Source organism: Aeromonas sp. 601039 (genome assembly GCF_049174415.1).
Taxonomy (GTDB): Bacteria; Pseudomonadota; Gammaproteobacteria; order Enterobacterales; family Aeromonadaceae; genus Aeromonas; species Aeromonas veronii_A.
In genome coordinates this window covers 155,439-173,404 of record NZ_JAAKTL010000003.1, presented here as the reverse complement: position 1 = coordinate 173,404, position 17,966 = coordinate 155,439, and the positions used below count along the sequence as shown (strand labels likewise).

Annotated in this window: 13 protein-coding genes; 9 read left to right on the top strand and 4 right to left on the bottom strand. The window is 60.6% G+C overall.

Features of this window, described 5'->3' with window-relative positions; all coding sequences use genetic code 11:
* The first annotated feature begins 229 nt into the window (after positions 1-229).
* Positions 230-2,176: a PTS 2-O-a-mannosyl-D-glycerate transporter subunit IIABC gene (mngA, locus tag G5195_RS04245; protein WP_421221533.1), complete on the top strand. Its 1,947-nt coding sequence runs from the start codon at positions 230-232 to the stop codon at positions 2,174-2,176.
* 86 nt (positions 2,177-2,262) lie between these two features.
* Entirely contained in the window at positions 2,263-4,917 is a 2,655-nt protein-coding gene (mngB, locus tag G5195_RS04240) for a mannosylglycerate hydrolase (protein ID WP_421221532.1), read from the top strand.
* A gap of 165 nt (positions 4,918-5,082) precedes the next feature.
* Here the strand turns inward: mngB and G5195_RS04235 are convergent, their stop codons facing one another.
* Positions 5,083-6,072, bottom strand: a complete 990-nt coding sequence (locus G5195_RS04235; RefSeq protein WP_064338123.1) for a D-alanine--D-alanine ligase — start codon at positions 6,070-6,072, stop codon at positions 5,083-5,085.
* A 204-nt stretch (positions 6,073-6,276) separates the two neighbouring features.
* Complete coding sequence (locus G5195_RS04230) at positions 6,277-6,885, bottom strand: 2OG-Fe(II) oxygenase (RefSeq protein WP_040066372.1); 609 nt, start codon at positions 6,883-6,885, stop codon at positions 6,277-6,279.
* 338 nt (positions 6,886-7,223) lie between these two features.
* Here G5195_RS04230 and G5195_RS04225 point away from each other — a divergent pair, with 338 nt between their 5' ends.
* Both G5195_RS04225 and G5195_RS04220 read left to right on the top strand, forming a co-directional pair.
* A complete protein-coding gene (locus G5195_RS04225; protein WP_040066373.1) occupies positions 7,224-7,700 on the top strand; it encodes a glutathione peroxidase in 477 nt (158 codons plus the stop codon).
* A gap of 161 nt (positions 7,701-7,861) precedes the next feature.
* A complete protein-coding gene (locus tag G5195_RS04220; protein ID WP_421235885.1) occupies positions 7,862-9,265 on the top strand; it encodes a DEAD/DEAH box helicase in 1,404 nt (467 codons plus the stop codon).
* Between the two features lie 98 nt (positions 9,266-9,363).
* On the opposite strand, the gene hutW is transcribed toward G5195_RS04220, so the two are convergent.
* On the bottom strand, positions 9,364-10,725 hold the full coding sequence (hutW, locus tag G5195_RS04215) for a heme anaerobic degradation radical SAM methyltransferase ChuW/HutW (protein WP_421221530.1): 1,362 nt from the start codon (positions 10,723-10,725) through the stop codon (positions 9,364-9,366).
* A 253-nt stretch (positions 10,726-10,978) separates the two neighbouring features.
* On the opposite strand from hutW, the gene G5195_RS04210 reads away from it, so the two are divergent.
* Positions 10,979-12,574, top strand: coding sequence for a methyl-accepting chemotaxis protein (locus G5195_RS04210; protein WP_216953864.1), 1,596 nt, complete (start codon positions 10,979-10,981; stop codon positions 12,572-12,574).
* 134 nt (positions 12,575-12,708) lie between these two features.
* Here the strand turns inward: G5195_RS04210 and G5195_RS04205 are convergent, their stop codons facing one another.
* Positions 12,709-13,725, bottom strand: coding sequence for a S66 family peptidase (locus tag G5195_RS04205; protein WP_421221529.1), 1,017 nt, complete (start codon positions 13,723-13,725; stop codon positions 12,709-12,711).
* 265 nt (positions 13,726-13,990) lie between these two features.
* Between G5195_RS04205 and G5195_RS04200 the strand changes: the two genes are divergently transcribed.
* The 4 genes from G5195_RS04200 to asrC all read left to right on the top strand — a co-directional run bounded on the left by G5195_RS04200 (position 13,991) and on the right by asrC (position 17,955).
* A complete protein-coding gene (locus G5195_RS04200; RefSeq protein ID WP_005333746.1) occupies positions 13,991-14,833 on the top strand; it encodes a patatin-like phospholipase family protein in 843 nt (280 codons plus the stop codon).
* A 200-nt stretch (positions 14,834-15,033) separates the two neighbouring features.
* Positions 15,034-16,092, top strand: coding sequence for an anaerobic sulfite reductase subunit AsrA (gene asrA, locus G5195_RS04195; protein ID WP_421221528.1), 1,059 nt, complete (start codon positions 15,034-15,036; stop codon positions 16,090-16,092).
* A 1-nt stretch (position 16,093) separates the two neighbouring features.
* Complete coding sequence (gene asrB, locus G5195_RS04190) at positions 16,094-16,933, top strand: anaerobic sulfite reductase subunit AsrB (protein WP_421235884.1); 840 nt, start codon at positions 16,094-16,096, stop codon at positions 16,931-16,933.
* Positions 16,934-16,944: 11 nt separating this feature from the next.
* Positions 16,945-17,955, top strand: a complete 1,011-nt coding sequence (gene asrC, locus G5195_RS04185; protein WP_227340731.1) for a sulfite reductase subunit C — start codon at positions 16,945-16,947, stop codon at positions 17,953-17,955.
* Positions 17,956-17,966 lie beyond the last annotated feature (11 nt).

The following is a 17,966-nucleotide window of genomic DNA, read 5'->3' as shown; positions in this document are numbered from 1 at the left end:
CTCTGCGCCATGATAAATGGAAGAGGCGCCATTCTACCCCAGTTGCCCGGCAGACAAAACGGCTTGGCCCCATTTGACCTAACAAATCACCTTGGACAAACAATACAAAAACAATACAAATAACTAATTGTATGATACCACTCACAAAAATCAGTCGGCCGGTTTGTTAGCATCGCTGTCACTTTCACCATGACGGCTTGCTGGCAAGCCAACCTGACAGAGGATCATCATGAATCTGACCAGTCTTACCGGCCCCCATCTCATCACGCTGCAAACCCGGTTTGCCGATCGAGATGCGGCCATCCATGCCCTGGCTGATCGGCTCGATCAGGCCGGCAAGCTGCACGACAAGGCCGCCTTTCTGGCCGCGGTCATGGCCCGCGAGGCACAGGGCCCCACCGCCCTTGGCGAAGGGCTGGCGGTGCCCCACGGCAAGTGCGATGCGGTGCGCGAAGCGGCCTTTGCCGTCGCTACCCTGAGCGAGGAGCTGGGCTGGGAGGGGATCGACGGCCCCGAGCCGGTCAACCTGATCTTCATGCTGGCGATCCCGACCGATCAGGCGGGCTCTACCCATATGCAGTTGCTCACCACCCTCACTACCGCTTTGGTTGATGACTATACCCGCGAGGCGGTGCTGGCGGCCCAAAGTGCCGAGCAGCTGATGGCGCTGCTCGATGGCGAAGGGGATAGCGGCAAACAACCAGCAAAAGAAGACAAGTTAGATACAAATCAACCTACTGTGGTCTGTGTCACTGCCTGCCCGGCGGGGATCGCCCACACCTATATGGCTGCCGAGTATCTGGAAAAAGCGGGGCGCAAGCTGGGCATTCGGGTACTGGTCGAAAAGCAGGGTGCCAACGGCATTGAGGATCGCCTGCCGCAAGAAGCGCTCGATGCTGCGGTAGCCTGCATCTTCGCCGCCGAGGTGGCCATCAAGGAGCAGGAGCGTTTCGCCGGTATCCCCCGGATCGAGACACCGGTGGCCGAGCCAATCCGCCATGCCGAGCGGATCCTGAATGAGGCGCTGGAAGCGGCCAAGAGTGGTCGCACAGCCCCGAAACCAAACCTCAGCCAGAGCGACGCGCCAACCGGCAAGAAGGTGGGCCTCAAGACCGAGCTCAAGCAGGCGCTGCTGAGCGGTATCTCCTTTGCCGTGCCGCTGATCGTGGCGGGCGGTACCGTACTCGCCGTCTCTGTGCTGCTGGCCCAGATCTTCGGCCTGCAGCATCTGTTTGATACCGAGAACTCCTGGCTCTGGATGTACCGCAAGCTGGGCGGCGGCATGCTGGGCACCCTGATGGTACCGGTGCTGGCGGCCTATACCGCCTATTCGCTGGCAGACAAACCGGCGCTGGGCCCGGGCTTTGCGGCGGGACTGGCCGCCAACATGATTGGCTCCGGCTTCCTCGGCGGCGTGGTCGGTGGCCTGATCGCCGGTTACCTGATGCGCTGGGTCAAGCAGCATGTACGCCTTAGCCCCAACTTCAACGGCTTTCTCACCTTTTACCTCTATCCGGTGATCGGCACCCTGGTGGCAGGCAGCCTGATGCTGTTTGTCATCGGCCAGCCGGTAGCCTGGCTCAACAACAGCCTCACCGAGTGGCTCAACGGCCTCTCCGGCACCAATGCGCTGGTACTGGGCGCCCTGCTCGGCTTTATGTGCTCGTTTGACTTGGGTGGTCCGGTCAACAAGGCGGCCTACGCCTTCTGCCTCGGCGCCATGGCCAACGGGGTCTACGGCCCCTACGCCATCTTCGGCGCGGTCAAGATGGTCTCGGCCTTTACCGTCACAGCCTCCACCCTGCTGGCGCCGCGCCTGTTCCAGACCTTCGAGATCGAGACCGGCAAATCGACCTGGCTGCTGGGGCTGGCGGGGATCACCGAGGGCGCCATTCCGATGGCCATCGAAGATCCGATCCGGGTGATCGGCTCCTTCCTCGCAGGCTCGGTGGTCACCGGCGCCATGGTGGGTGCCATGGGGATTGGTCTCTCTACTCCGGGGGCCGGCATCTTCTCCCTCTTCCTGCTCCACGATGGTGGCCACGGCGCCCTGATGGCTGCCGCCGTCTGGCTCGGTGCAGCGCTGGTGGGCACCCTTATCTCCACTGTGGTGCTGATCGGCTGGCGCCGTCACGCCATGCAGCGCGGCACCTATCAGGTGGTCGCCGCAGAGTAAGGCTCATCTTCACCACCGTTTTTTCAACAGACTATTTTTCCGCACGGCAGGCAAGGGCCGCCGTGCGTCAGCAAAGGATCATTGTCATGACAGTTTCACGAGTTCACATCACGCCGCACATGCACTGGGATCGGGAGTGGTACTTCACCACCGAGGAGTCCCGCATCCTGCTGGTCAACAATATGGCGGAGATCCTGGCGCGGCTTGAATCCGACCCAGACTACAAGTTCTATGTGCTCGACGGCCAGACTGCGGTGCTGGAGGATTACTTCGCCATCCAGCCCGAGAACAAGGCCCGGGTGAAGGCACTGGTGGAAGCGGGCAAACTCATCATCGGCCCCTGGTACACCCAGACCGACACCATGCAGGTGAGCGGCGAGTCCATCCTGCGCAACCTGCTCTACGGGATGCGCGATTGCCTTAGCCTTGGCGAGCCGATGAAGATCGGTTACCTGCCCGACTCGTTCGGCATGTCTTCCCAGTTGCCCCACATCTTCAACGGCTTCGGGATCGATCGAGCCATGTTCTGGCGCGGCTGCTCAGAGCGCCACGGTACCGACAAGACCGAGTTCCTCTGGCAGAGCAACGATGGCAGCGAGGTGACCGCCCAGGTGCTACCGCTTGGCTACGCCATCGGCAAGTACCTGCCGGAAGATGAGGCGGGGCTGCGCAAGCGGCTCGAATCCTACTTCGAGGTGCTGGAGAAGGCCTCGGTGACCCAGGATATCCTGCTGCCCAACGGCCACGATCAGATGCCTCTGCAACAGAACATCTTCGCCATCATCGACAAGCTGCGGGAGATCTACCCCCAGCGTGAATTCCACATGAGCCGCTTCGAGCAGGTATTCGAGCGCATTGAAGAATGCCGCGACCAGCTGGCCACCCTCAAGGGGGAGTTCAACGACGGCAAATACATGCGGGTACACCGCACCATCTCCTCCACCCGGATGGACATCAAGCTGGCCCACGCCGCCATCGAGAACAAGATCGTCAACATCCTCGAGCCGCTGGCAAGCATCGCCTGGGCACTCGGCTTCGAGTACCACCATGGGCTGCTTGAGAAGATGTGGAAGGAGATCATGAAGAACCACGCCCACGACAGCATCGGCTGCTGCTGCAGCGACAAGGTGCATCAGGAGGTGATGACCCGCTTCATTCTGGCCGACGACATGGCCGAGAACCTGATCCGCTTCTACATGCGCAAGATTGTCGACAACATGCCGGTGGCGCTCTGTGAAGACGGGGTACAGGTGGCTGACAAGCTCTGCCTGTTCAACCTGATGCCCTTCCCCCGTCAGGAGGTGGTCAACACCAGTATCCGCATTCGCGCCCAATCCTTTGCCCTGCGCGACGAGGCAGGCCAGCCGCTCCCCTACTTCATCCGCGCCAGACGCGAGATTGACCCGGGACTGGTGGACAGACAGATCGTTCACTACGGCAACTACGACCCCTTTATGGAGTACGATATCCAACTCTGCCATCCGCTGCCGGCCATGGGCTACTGCACTCTCCATATCGAGGGCAATCAGCCGGGAGTGGAGCAGCCGGTGACGGCCAGCGGCGAGCTGCTGGAGAACGATTTTTACCGCATCGCCCTCAACGACAACGGCACCTTGCAGATCCTGGACAAGCTGCGCGGCACTCGCTTTGATCAGGTGCTCACGCTGGAAGAGGGCTCCGATGATGGCGACGAGTATGACTACTCGCCGTCGCGGGACGAGTGGCTGCGCTACTCCACCGAGTTTGCGGTGACCCGCGAGGTCACCCATCAAGCGTGGCAGAGCATTGCGACCCTCAAACTGCGTATGGCCTTGCCTGCCAACCTCGCCGAGCGTGCCAACCGCCAGTGCAGCGGCCACCTCGATGTCACCTGCCGCATCACCCTGGCGCATCAGAGCCCGCGTATCGATATCGAGCTGGAGCTCGACAATCAGGCCGATGATCACAGAGTGCGGGTGCTGATCCCCACCCCCTTCCCGAGCGACACCGTGGTCTCCGACAACCAGTTTGGCTGCATCACCCGCCCCACCCGCGACAGCGCCATGGCGAACTGGGAGGCAGAAGGGTGGAAAGAGGCCCCCATTCCGGTCTGGCAGCTGATGAACTTCGTCGCCCTGCAAGATGGCAAGCAGGGTCTGGCGGTGCTGAGCGACGGCCTGCGCGAGTTTGAAGTGATCGGCGAGCAGTGCGACACCCTAGCGCTCACCCTGCTACGCGGGGTAGGCGTACTCGGCAAAGAGGAGCTGCTGCTGCGCCCGGGTCGCCCCTCCGGCATCAAGCTGCCGACCCCGGACTCCCAGGTGCGCGGCAAGCTCAGCTGCCGTTTCAGCCTGCTGGCGTTTGCCGGTGATCACATCAGTGCCAACGTGATGCAGGCGGCGCGCAGCTACCTCACCCCGGTGCGCTGTTACAACAAGATCCCGTTCGATGCCATGAAGCTCAACAAGGCGAGCTTCACCACCCCGCACCACTTCAGTCTGCTCACCATGGATCCCTCCGGCCCCGTGCTGAGCGCCCTGAAAAAAGCCGAGGATGAAGAGGCGCTGGTGATCCGGGTCTACAACCCGAGCGAGCAAGCGGTGCTGGAGGGTGGCAAGGTGGCCAGCCAGCACACCCTGAGCGACTGGCAAGCGGTGCGGATGGACGAACAGCCCCTGCCCCTTGAACTGGCCGCTGGCGAGTTTGGCGAGCTGGCGCCGTGCCACTCCCGCAGCGTGCGCTTTCGGGTGGCTCGCGGCTAACCGCCGGTAACACCCACAGGTAGCAACAGGCGGGGAAGAGTCATCCCCGCCTGTTTATCCCTTCAAGCTGGCCTGCCCCGCTTGATAAAGACATAAAAAATCCCCGCCAATTGGCGGGGATTTTTATTGGAACGGTATCAACATCCGTCAGCAAGAGCGACCGGCTTAGCTGGCCTTGCGCAGGATCTGCTCAAGGTAGTCGGCGAAGCGGTGACCGTGATGCTCCAGCAGTTTCGGGAACATGGAGATAGAGGTCATGCCCGGGAAGGTGTTGATTTCGTTGAGCAGGATCTCGCCCTCGTCGGTCAGGAAGAAGTCGATGCGCGAGAGGTGGGTCAGCTTCAGCTGACGGAATGCCTTGAGGGCATACTCGTGAATAGCATCAGCCTGCGCCTGGGTCAGCCCCTCGGCACGCAGTGCGGTCTCGGTATGGCTGGCGCTGCTGTACTTCTCTTCATAGGTGTAGAACTTGTCCTGCGGCACGCAGATCTCGCCCGGATAAGTCGCCACCAGCTCGTCACCATACTGGTAAACCGCCACTTCCAGCTCGCGCGGCTTGACCGCTTTCTCGATCAGTACCTGTTCGGAGTAACCGAAGGCATCGGCAATGCCTTTTACCAGATCCGCTTCGTTGCTGGCGGAGTAGCAGCCAACGGAAGAGCCCTGGGAGGCCGCCTTGATAAAGACCTTGCCCCACTTGGCCAGCGCAGCTTTGGCCTCGGCGAGCGCCGCCTCATTTTGCTCGGTCAGGAACAGGTACGGGGTGTTGGGAATACCGATAGCGGAGAGCCACAGCTTGGTGCTGATCTTGTTGAAGCAGATCTTGCTCGCCTCGGCATCGCAACCGAGATAAGGCAATCCGGCCAGTTCGAGGAAGGATTGCAGATCGCCGGTCTCACCCGGGTAGCCGTGGATGCAGGGCACCACGTAATCCACCGGACGGGCCACGCTGTCAAACGAAAGCAGCTTGTCGAGCCCCAGCTTGCACTCGCGGCCATCGGCACTGAGCCAGCGATCGGCGAACATCTCGACGCGGGTCACTTCGACACCGGGCAGAAGGCCCAGTTGTTGCTCGAGGAAATTGGCGCTGCGCAGAGAAACTTCGTGCTCTGAGCCACCGCCGCCGCACAGCAGCAAGACATGCATGTTCTTCATTAGATGTGATCCCTTGGGAAAAGCGGCCTCGTCATGACCATTTGATAAGCCAACCACCATAAAAACCGGACGAAGCCAGATACGAACATAAGTGCGCGCCAGTGTAGCAAGGGAGATCAACCCTTGTCAGCTGATGGGAGACCCATGACCCCACTTCTTGCAGTGAAAAGTCTCCCCTGTGTCAAAATCGGGACACATTGCCCCTCAGCGCGGGGGATCGACCCTTCCCATGCCGTTGCCATTGACCCGAAACCAGCCGGCAATACTGTAGCGCTCGCGATTGGCAGGCAGTACCTCGTGGGGAAACTCCTCGGAGAGAAACATGACCAGCCGCCCCCCCTTGGGGCTGACATCCATCAGAAACTGCTCCTTGTCGTCATACATGCGCAGCACTCCACCCGCTTCGGGCAGCCAGTCGTTGTTGAGGTAAAACACGGTGGTAAGACGGCGGTTGGAGCGACCGGCAAAGGCATCCCGATGGGTGGCGTAAAAATCCCCGCTGCGATAGCGGGCGAAGTGGGCCTCGTAGTCGAACAATCCCAGCATCAGCATCCGGTTGGCGGCAAGACGCAGGGACTCCATCCGGGCGAGGTAGTCAGCCACCGGCGCACCGAGGGAGGGCTCCAGCCAGTGGATCTGGTCACGGCGAATGTCGGGATTGCCCTGGTGCAGGGCGTCACGGCCGATCCCGGCCGGTTGCCATTCGCTTGGCAAACAGGCTTTGAGGGCATCCACCTCGGTGGCGGTCAAAAAATCATCCACTATCACCCATCCCCGGGTGTAAATGGCATCCATGGCAGCTTGATAGTCCAAGATTGGCTCACAATGAGTAGAAAGAGGGCGCTTTGTAGCGACTTACCGGCAAAGTCACAAACCGGTTTGCTTCTCTTGAGAAGTCCCAACATCAATACGCGAGTTGCTGCCCGCCGCCCCGCGTTTTTGTCGACAGTTGTGATCCCGCTCTGCCAAGGATCGTATTGGCTGTCGAAACTGTGATGGCCCTTGCAATCAAGGGGACGGATCCTTGCTCTCACCTTGCCGTTAAAAGAGCCAACCGATACCGTAGCCACATCACCATCATGTCGTTAGGCCGGCGCTCATCGCCACAACCGACCTGACACCCCACGGATAACCACGAGAAGGATCTGCTTATGCCTCTGCCCGACCTTATTTTGCAACAACTGGATGGAAGCCCCTACCCGCTGACTCAACTGGCGGGCAAGGTGGTACTGGTGGTCAATGTGGCTAGCCGATGTGGCTTTACTCCTCAATACGAGGGGCTGGAAGCCCTCTATCGCGAGCTGGGGCCAGAGGGGTTGGTGATCCTGGGCTTCCCCTGCAACCAGTTCGGCAATCAGGAGCCGGGGGATGCGGACGAGATCGCTCGCTTCTGCTCTCTCGATTATCCGGTCAGCTTCCCCATCATGGCCAAGTGCGATGTCAACGGTGAACAGGCCCACCCCCTCTACCAGTGGCTCAAGAAAGAGAAACCGGGGCTGCTGGGGCTCGAAAACGTCAAGTGGAACTTCACCAAGTTCCTGATCGACCGTGATGGCAAGGTGGTTGACCGCTTTGCTCCCACCACCAAGCCGGAGAGTCTGGTCACGCCCATCCGCGACCTGCTCTGATTGCTTTTCGCGATACAAAAGAGCGGCCGGTACAACAGCTACTGCGCAGCGGCCGCTCTTTTGCTATATTACGGCCCCGTTATCATTTCCATATCGTGGCTGGCCCCAACGCGCTGACCACCCGTTGAGCCAAAGGCTCATCTCAGGAGTTTCTCTCGAACATGTCATTCAACGAACTGGGTCTGTCCCCGCACATCCTGCGGGCCGTCAAGGAGCTGGGTTACGAACAGCCAACCCCCATCCAGCAGCAAGCCATTCCGGCTATTCTGGCTGGTCAGGATGTGCTCGGCGGTGCCCAGACAGGCACAGGCAAAACGGCCGGTTTCACCCTGCCGATGTTGCAGCGTCTGCTGGCCAACCATGGCCGCGGCCGACGTCAGGTGCGCGCCCTGGTGCTCACCCCGACCCGCGAACTGGCGGCACAGGTGGGCGAGAGCATCATAAAGTATGCCCACCACCTGCCGTTCAAGACTCTGATCGCCTATGGCGGTGTCAGCATCAAGCCCAATCTGGACGCCATCAAGCTGGGGGTGGACATTCTGGTCGCCACCCCGGGCCGTCTGCTGGATCTGCTGACCCAGGGCGCCCTGACCCTGAGCCAACTGGAAGTGTTGGTACTGGATGAAGCGGATCGCATGCTCGACATGGGCTTTATCGTCGACATCCGCCGCATCATGAAGGCGCTGCCTGCAGAGCGGCAAACCCTGCTCTTCTCTGCCACCTTCTCAAACGACATCAAGGCGCTGGCCGATGACCTGCTGAACGACCCCACCCTGATCGAGGTGGACCCCAGCAATACTGCTGCCGAGCAGGTGACCCAACGCATCATTCAGGTGGATCGGGAACGCCGCCGCGAGCTGCTCTCCCACATGATTGGCTGTGGCAACTGGCAGCGGGTGCTGGTCTTTGTTCGAACCAAGCAGATCGCCGACCGCCTCGCCCAGCAGATGCAAAAAGATGGCCTCAATACCGTGGCAATCCACGGTGACAAGAGCCAGGGAGCCCGCAACCGGGCGCTGGCCGATTTTCGCAGTGGCGACGTTCGGGTATTGGTGGCAACCGATATCGCCGCCCGCGGTCTGGATATCGATCAACTGCCCTACGTGATCAACTTCGAACTGCCCCAGATGGCGGAGGATTACATCCACCGTATCGGCCGTACCGGCCGCGCCGGTCGTGGCGGCGAGGCAATCTCGCTGGTCAGCCAGGACGAGCTGGGTCAGCTCAAGGCTATCGAAGCCCTGATCGGCCAATCCCTGACCGTGGAGATCCTGGAAGGGTATGAGCCAAGCGGCAAGCCGAGTCGCCAGACTCTGCCGGGCAGCAAGCCGGTGCAGAACCCGCCCCGGGCTCGCGGTCATGCCAACGCCAAGAGCAGCAATGCCAAGGGCAAGCCAGCCGCGAGCAAGGGCAAAGCCAAGGATGATGCCTCCAAGAAGCCCGCCCAGTCTCCTCAAAACAAGTCCCGCAAGCGGGAAGTGGTGGGCGAGGATATCGGCTTTGCGCCAATGCGCCGCTTGCCCAAAGCAATGCGCGACAGCTATCAGGAGAGCAGCGACGAGTAAGCTCGCGCGACGCTAACTGCCAAGCCAAAAGAGGGAGCCTGCAAGGCTCCCTCTTTCGTTGTGGATCACACGGAGCCGTGCAAATGCTCCACTCGGGCTCAGACCAGCGAATGGCGCACCGCGGCGGTACCATGGCTGGGCGGCGCTGAACCATCGAGCGGATTGAGCTGCAGGAACTCGAACAAGCCAGCCTGCATATTGACGTTCCAGAAGCGTCCGGCAAGGGTGAGTTGCAGTCGCTCATGGCTTATCTCGGCCAAGCCATGCTGCTGCCAGGCCGAGAAGAGCGGCATCAGATGAGCACGCAAGGAGACCGGCAGACGATCCAGCGCCAGCACGCCACTGTCGAGGGCACCGCGCAGCAGACCGTCCATCCTTGCATTGGGATTGCGCCCCATCACCATCCCGGGCGCCCGCTTGCCACTGGCCAGCGCGTCGTGCCAGGGGGCCAGATCCCGTCCATACATCAAGCCGTGGCCAAGAATGCTGCCCCCCGCACCGGCGCCAAAGGGGAGGATCTCCGCACCGCGCTTGGCCATCTGGTTATAACGACTCTGCTCGGCCGGACTGCGCCGCCAGTGACTGCAAGAGAGACGCTCCCAGCCGTGGGCTTCCAGTTGCGCCCCGCCATAGGCATACATGGCCGCCCGCTGCTGGCCATCGGCGAGCCAATCCAGGGTGCCCTTCTCCTGCGCCCGCTCCAGATTGGTGCCCTGCATGGCGATGAGCTGGTAGAGATCGACCCCGTGTACACCGCTCGCCATCACATCGCGGATATCCTGCTGCCACACGGCATCATCCTGACCGGGCAGACCAAAGATGAGATCCGCCACGATCACAGCCGCATCATCCCGGGTCAGCTCACCCAGACGGGTCAGCAGCGTCTCCCTGTCATCGAAACGGGCCGCCTGCTGACGCACCCGGGTATCAAAGCTCTGCACCCCGAATGAGAAGCGGTTGAAGCCCCCGGCCAGCGCCACCTGCCATTTCTCATCATCAAAGCCGTTGAGCCGCCCCTCCAGCGTCACCTCGGCATCGGCCGACAACGGAAAACGGCGGATCACGGCGGCCAGCATGGCCAGCTCGTCGGCGCTCATGTCGGTCGGCGTACCGCCCCCCACATAGACGGCTGAAAATGGCAGGCTCTGCGCCAGCGGGGTGTCAGCCGCCTGCGCAAGGGAGGCGCACAGAGCGTTGACATAGCGGTTGATCCGCGCCGGGTTGGCGCCATTTTCAAAGAAATTGCAGAAGCTGCAGCGCTTGCGGCAAAACGGAATATGGATGTAGAGGGCGCGCTCCTCAGCTTCACTCTCTCGCTGCCACCAGCTCTGCCAGCCAGCCTCATCCAGCGGGAAGGGGCGCATCCCTCCCCGACTGGCGTGGGCCGAGGTCTTGGCGCTAAAGGCAAACTTGAGGGGATCCGGCGAGGAGATACCGGTCATGGAAGGGGTCAGATTCATGGTGGTCACTATTTAGCAAATAATGACAATGATAACGATTATCGTTACCAGCATTTTGTTCTGGATCAACCCGCAGAGCCGTGCAGCTCGTCGAAGTCATTTTGGCAACCAGCATTACCGATCTGCTTAACAGATTATTTACTAAAGAGCGGTTATGGTGTGCCGATAGAGAACCATCATTCTTGCTCTCCTCGCCTACGCTCAGATGAAGCTGGAACAGATAAAACACAACAACGCATGGAACGCCCCGACTATGCATAACCTCTCCCTGAACTGGAAAATCTTTCTCCCTCTTGCGCTGGTCATCAGCACCACCTTTGGCCTCAGCTTCGAGCTCTCTGCCTGGCTGCAACGGGATCTCGCCATCCGGCTGGCAGAGGAGAAGGTTGAGAGCATGGCCAACACCTATATGGATCAGGTCAACGTGCTGATGATGACAGGTGGCATGGCCAACCGGCAGATAGTGCAGACCAAACTCAAGAGTGAAGCGGGCATTGTCGAGGCTCGTCTGGTTCGAGCCCCGGCCGTCAGCAACCTGTTTGGCCTGGGTTTCCCGGACCAGAAAGCCCAGGACAGCTTCGACGAACGCGCCATCAATCAGGGGGAAACCATCCTGCAGCAACAGGGTAACCAGCTCACCCTGATCAAGCCGTTCAAAGCCTACAAGGAGTATCGCGGAACCCAGTGCACCACCTGCCATCAAGTACCTGAAGGCACTGTCATGGGAGCGGTGCGGATCAGTTACGATCTCAGCCATACCTTCGGCGAGATCCGCCACAACAACCTGATCCTGAGCGGCAGTCTGGCCCTTGTCTTCAGCCTCGGTTTCGGCCTGCTGTGGTGGGTATTGCAACGCTATGTAAAACACCCGCTGCGGCAACTGCAACGTACCATGCTCCAGATGGCCAAAGAGCGTAACCTCGCTATCCCCCTGCTAAACCAGAGTCAGGATGAGCTGGGCCAGATGACCCGTGCCGTCAATGAGATGGTGCAGGGCTTCAGGCACAGCCTGCAGGAAGTAGAAGGGGCGACCCATCAGCTCTATCAGGAGTCGAGCCAGATCCGTCAGGTGGCGACCCAGACAGAAAACTCGGCCCGTCAGCAAGAGTCGATGACCACTCAGGTTGCCGCCGCTGTAAGCGAGCTTGCGGCAAGCTCCCACGAAGTGCGCGAACATGCCCGCAAGAGCGCCGAGCTCTCCGCCCTCACCAATCAGGATGCCGCCAATACCAGCCGCCTCGCCCAGCACTCCATCATAGATATGGGCGAGATGTCGGCAGAAATTGATCGGGTGGATCAGGTGATCCAGCAACTCGATAGCCGCTGCCTCGCCGTTGACGGTGTGCTTGAGGTGATCAAGGGGATTGCCGATCAGACCAACCTGCTGGCCCTCAACGCCGCCATTGAAGCGGCCAGGGCCGGCGAGCAGGGCCGTGGCTTTGCGGTGGTAGCCGATGAAGTGCGGGCCCTCTCTAACCGTAGCCGCGCCGCCAGCGAGGAGATCTCCCAGATGATCGCCGCCCTGCAAAACGAGGCCCAAAGCGCCGTTGTGGTGATCGGGGATGCAAAAAGCAAAGCCGGTGAGAGCATCAGCAAGACAGAGGCAACCCTGGCGGCCATGCAAAACATCATTGGACGCATCGCCAGCATCAATGACCTCAACGCCCAGATGGCACAATCAGCAGAAGAGCAGGACAGGGTCTGCAGCGAAGTGGATCACGCGGTCAGCGACATTCGCAATACGTCCAATGACACTCTGGGTCAGGCCCATGCCGCCAACCTCGCCAGTATCCAGCTGGTCGAGCAGTGTCAAAAACTGGAGGCCTTGCTGAAAACCTACCGCTGGTAATCCAGCCAATGGCAACAAGCGCGCTCCCGAGTCGCGCTTGTTGCCACAAACTACCCTTGATGGGCGGTGTCGAGCATTCATCAATCCTCTTCAGCACATAGCATGTGTGCTTCATCTCCCTCGGCAACATAGCCTCAACAGTCATCCCACCAGGGATCCAGCAAGGTGAGCTGCTGGCGGTCGAGATCGAGCGCTACCTCGATGCCCAGCGGCAGCGTCAGCATGGGGTGGGTATGGGCGCAGTCAAACTCCGCCAGAATGGAGAAGCTCGGCTCCCCCACCACCTCCAGCAGGATATCGAGGGGGCGCTTGCCGCTACCCTGATCGTTGAACAGCTCGTGCTTGCCGAGGATAAGCGCGCCGATCCGATCAAACACCCCGCATAGCTTGAGGTGGGCAAAGGAGCGCTCCAGCGTCTCGGCAGATTTCAGGCTGTCCTCGAGCAGCAAAATGTCGCCGCACTCGATGGCTGGCATATAGGGAGAGCCCCAGATCCCCGCCATGGTGTTGAGGTTGCCGCCCATCAGTCGCCCCACTACCCGGCCAGAACCCACCGAGATCAGCCGATTGGGCTGGCACTGCTTGGCCCGGGTCTGGTTCTCCCAATCCAGCCGTTCATCGCTCCACTGCGCTGGCGTAGGCAGCGTGCAGGGGACACCAACTTCGTCGGCCAATGCAATCTGTAAAAAACTGGCCAGCGTCTCATCCACCAGCGGCGGCAACTCGCCAAAGGAGGCCACCAGCGCCGGGCCATAAAAGGTAACCAGGCCAGTTTGGGCATGGATGCCGAGCAGCAGTGCCGTCACATCGGAGTAGCCAACGATGATCTTGGGATCGCGCCTCAGCGCATCAAAATCGAGGTAATGGAGCAGAGAGTTGGAGTTGCTGCCGCCAATCACCGACATGATGCAGCGTACTTCGGGGTCGCGAATAAGGGCGTTGAGCTCTTCGGCCCGTGCGGCGATGGAGCCGGATCGCCAGTGATCCTGCTGGCCGGTGAGGCTGCCCGCCTTGAGCCTAAAGCCCTGCCCTTCAAGAAAGGCTCTGGCGCGGGCAAAACGGTTGGGAGCCCAGGCGGTCGCCGCGCTGGAGGGGGAGAAAAAAGCGATGGTATCGCCACGTCGGAGCAGCGGGGGAACCAATAACGTCATGACACACTCATCCTTGCCAATATCCAGCCATCACAGAGTCGTTGAGACTCCTACACAACCCCTTTGATCACAACGGGTTTATCACCATCGTTTAGAAATACAAAACACTTGATTCATTATTAACAGATATTCTAAACACTATCCCCTTCCTAGAATGACCTCATTGCGATGGCCACCCCCGGTTGGTTGTCAGAATGGTCGGCCTGACAGCCCGAACGTTCTCTTTCCCACTTTTTCTCTCTGACTTATCAATGAGGTGCCTGTCATGAACAAAAACGCATCCCCCAGCGCATTGGTTGTAGAAGGCGGCGCCATGCGCGGCATATTTGCCAGCGGCGTACTGGATGCGTTTATCGAGCATGACTATCGCCCCTTTGACTTCGCCATCGGCGTCTCGGCGGGGGCCACCAACTTGCTGGCTTATCTCGCCAGCCAGCATGGCCGCAGCCACGAGATCCTGACCAAACTGGCGTGCAGCCAGCAGTTTATGGATCCCCTGCGCTTTGCCAAGGGGGGCAATCTGGTGGATATCCACTGGCTGTGGAACACCAGCTGCCGCAAGTATCCCCTCGACATTCACGCCTACCGGGAGACCGGCATCCCCTTCTATGCGGTGGTGACCAATACCCTGACCGGCAAGGCGGAGTACATCCGGGTCAAGCCGGAAAACATGAACGAGGTGCTGCCCGCCAGCTGCGCCATTCCCCTCGCCTCCCACGAATACCCGGAGGTGCACGGGGTACCGATGACAGATGGCGGGGTGGCCGACTCCATCCCGGTGATCGAGGCCTACCGCCGCGGTGCCCGTCACCTGACGGTGATCCTCTCCGAGCCCCTTGGCTATCGGCTCAAGCCGATGCCTTTCCCCTGGATGATCCGCACTCTGCTCAAGACCCGCCCCGCGCTGGCACAGGCGCTGGAGCAGCGGGATCGCAGCTACAACGAGGCGCTCGATTTTATCGCCAATCCGCCGGAGGACTGCCAGATCGAGGTGATCGCCCCGGCCGACTACTTCCCCGTCTCCCGTTTCACCCGCGATATCAACAAGCTGGAGATGGGATACGTGATGGGCAAGTGCGCAGGCTATCAGGCCGCCCTGCTCAATTGATAAGGGTTTTACAGGCATGACCCGACCTGCCGCGACGCACGCGCCGCCAACACAATAACAATCGGGTCAGTTGAGCAACATGAGTCATAAAAACAGACCGTGGCGAGGCAAGCGCGGCCAGAACCGATGCCAGACATCCTGACCGGCCCGCTCCTCATCCCTATGCCAGGGCATCTCACCCTCATACAAGGTGTTTATTTATGTCGTTTCTTCTCACCCATCCCGCGCTGGCGCAGCTGTTCGAGCGGCTGCTGCCCGATTACCGGATCATGGCGCCCGCGGCCGAATATCGGGGTGGCCGCTTCTCCGACACCGACAACGTCACCTACCACAGCATCCGCCATCCGGCCGATCTGGTGTGGCAGGAGAAGTCCCACTTCTCCCCGAAAGAGGTGGTGCTCCCCATCACCCAGACCCTGTTCCACTTCGACAATCTGGAGCTGCGCGAATCCAAGGTGGAGGCCAAGCCCACCCTGCTGTTCTTGCGCAGCTGTGATATCCACGCCCTGCGCAGGCTGGATCAGGTCTACCTGAAAAATGGCCAGAACAGTGACGTCTACTACGCCCGGCTGCGCAGCAAGCTCAAGCTGGTGCTGCTGGAGTGCCGCGAGAGCTTCGAGAACTGCTTCTGCGTCTCCATGGGCAGCAACGAGACCCAAGACTACGCCGCCGCCATTCGTCTGAGCGATGAGGGTGCCCGCATCGAGGTGAAGGATCCCGAGCTGCTCGGCTACTTTGCCGAACTGGGTGAATCCGATGACTTCACCCCGGAATTTGTCCAGAGCAACCCGGTCAAGGTACACACCCCGGACAGCGTCTGTGACGACCCCCAGCGGATCCGCCAGATCCTCACCACCCATCCGGTCTGGGCCGAGTACGACAGCCGCTGCATCGGTTGCGGCCGCTGCACCACCTCCTGCCCGACCTGCAGCTGCTACAGCGTGCATGACCTCACCTATGCGGAGAACCCCCAGCAGGGCGAGCGCCGTCGCCAGTGGGCCAGCTGCATGGTGGATGGCTTCAGCGACATGGCCGGTGGCCACGGTTTTCGCGCAAAGCATGGCGAGCGCCTGCGTTATCGCGCCCTGCACAAGGTCAACGACTACAAGGCCCGTCAGGGGGAGGAGCACATGTGCGTCGGCTGCGGCCGCTGCGACGATCGCTGCCCTCACTACATCTCCTTTAGCAACATCATCAACAAGATGACCGATGTGGTCGAACAGACCATCGCAGCCGACAACGCGCAGGGGGCGAACTGATATGTGCCAGTGCCAGCAAGCCGCAACAGCAGAACCGCAGCAGGACGTGGTCGAAAACCGCCTGCTGCCCAAGGCCTACACCATTCTGGCCATCGAGCGCCACACTGAGCTGGAGTGGAACTTTCGGGTCTCCCGCGACTTTGATGTCCACTACGGCCAGTTTGTCGAAATCTCCCTGCCCACCGTGGGCGAAGCGCCCATCTCGGTCTCCGACCATGGCGATGGCTATGTGGATCTGCTGATCCGCAAAGTCGGCAAGGTCACCGATGCGCTGTTTGCCCTCGATGTGGGCGACAAGGTGTGGATGCGCGGCGTCCATGGCAACGGCTACCCGCTGGAGGCCTATCGCAACCAGCACCTCATCGTGGTGGCGGGCGGCACCGGCGTCGCCCCGGTCAAGGGGCTGCTGCGTCGCTTCAGCAAACACCCGGAAGAGGTGAAATCCCTCGACATGATCCTCGGCTTCAAGAACGAGCAGGCGGTGCTCTATCGCCACGAGATGCCGCTCTGGGCCGAGCGCCAGAATCTCATCGTCACCCTGGATGAGGGTGAGGAGAGCGAGCAGTTTCGCATCGGCCGGGTCACCGACTACATCGACCAGCTGGATATCTCGGATAGCGAGGATATCCAAGCCATCGTGGTCGGCCCTCCCATCATGATCCGTTTCGTGGTGCTCGCCCTGCTTGAGCGCGGCATCCCCAAGGATCGCATCTGGGTCGACTACGAACGCCGCATGGCCTGCGCCGTGGGCAAGTGTGGCCACTGCCGGATGGGCGACACCTATATCTGCGTGGATGGACCAGTCTTTCGTTTTGACCAGGCCCAGCATCTGATCGACTGAGGGAGAATACCATGAGTCTCGATATCGACATCATCAAGGCCCGCGCCAAGAACGAATACCGCCTCTCCAAGGTGCGCGGCGAAGCGATGATCAGCGTACGCATTCCCGGCGGGATCATGCCCGCCCACCTGCTGGCAGTGGCCCAGCAGATCGCCGAACAGTACGGCAACGGCCTGATCCACCTCACCACCCGCCAGAAGCTGGCGATGCCCGGCATCAAGTATCAGGACATGGACAAGGTCAACGCCGCCCTCGAGCCCTTTATCAAGGAGATCGAGGTGGAGACCTGCGGCATCGAGGTTGAGGACACCACAGCCGGTTACCAGAGCATCGGCGGGCGCAACATCGTCGCCTGTCAGGGCAACACCATCTGCCAGAAGGGCAATATCGACTGCACCGGGCTGGCTCAGCGGATGGAGAAGCACCTCTACCCCAACCCCTATCACCTCAAGATGGTGATCGCCGGCTGCCCCAACGACTGCGCCAAGGCCAACATGGCCGACTTCGGCATCCTCGGCATCGCCAAGATCCACTTCAATGCCGAACGCTGCATCGGCTGCGGCGCCTGCGTCAAGGCGTGCAGCCACCACGCGGTGGATTGCCTCGCCATCAAGCATGGCAAGGCGGTCAAAGAGGAGAGCAAGTGCATCGGCTGTGGCGAGTGTGTGCTGGCCTGCCCGACCCTGGCCTGGCAGCGGGATCCCAAGCAGCTCTACATGGTCAAGCTGGGGGGACGCACCAGCAAGAAGACCCCTCGTACCGGCAAGCTGTTCCTCAACTGGGTGACCGAAGAGGTGCTGCACGCGGTGATCAAGAACCTGTTCGAGTTCGAGGCCGAGATGCTGGATGGCAAGCCCATCTACCTGCACATGGGTCACCTTATCGACCGGGCCGGTTATCACAAGTTCAAGGAGCGGGTGCTGCGCGGCGTCACCCTCAACCCGGAAGCCATGGTCGCTGACCGCATCTTCTGGGCCGAAGACCAGTACGTCGCCAACATGTACGTCAAAGCAGTGCAATAGGAAAAACCTCG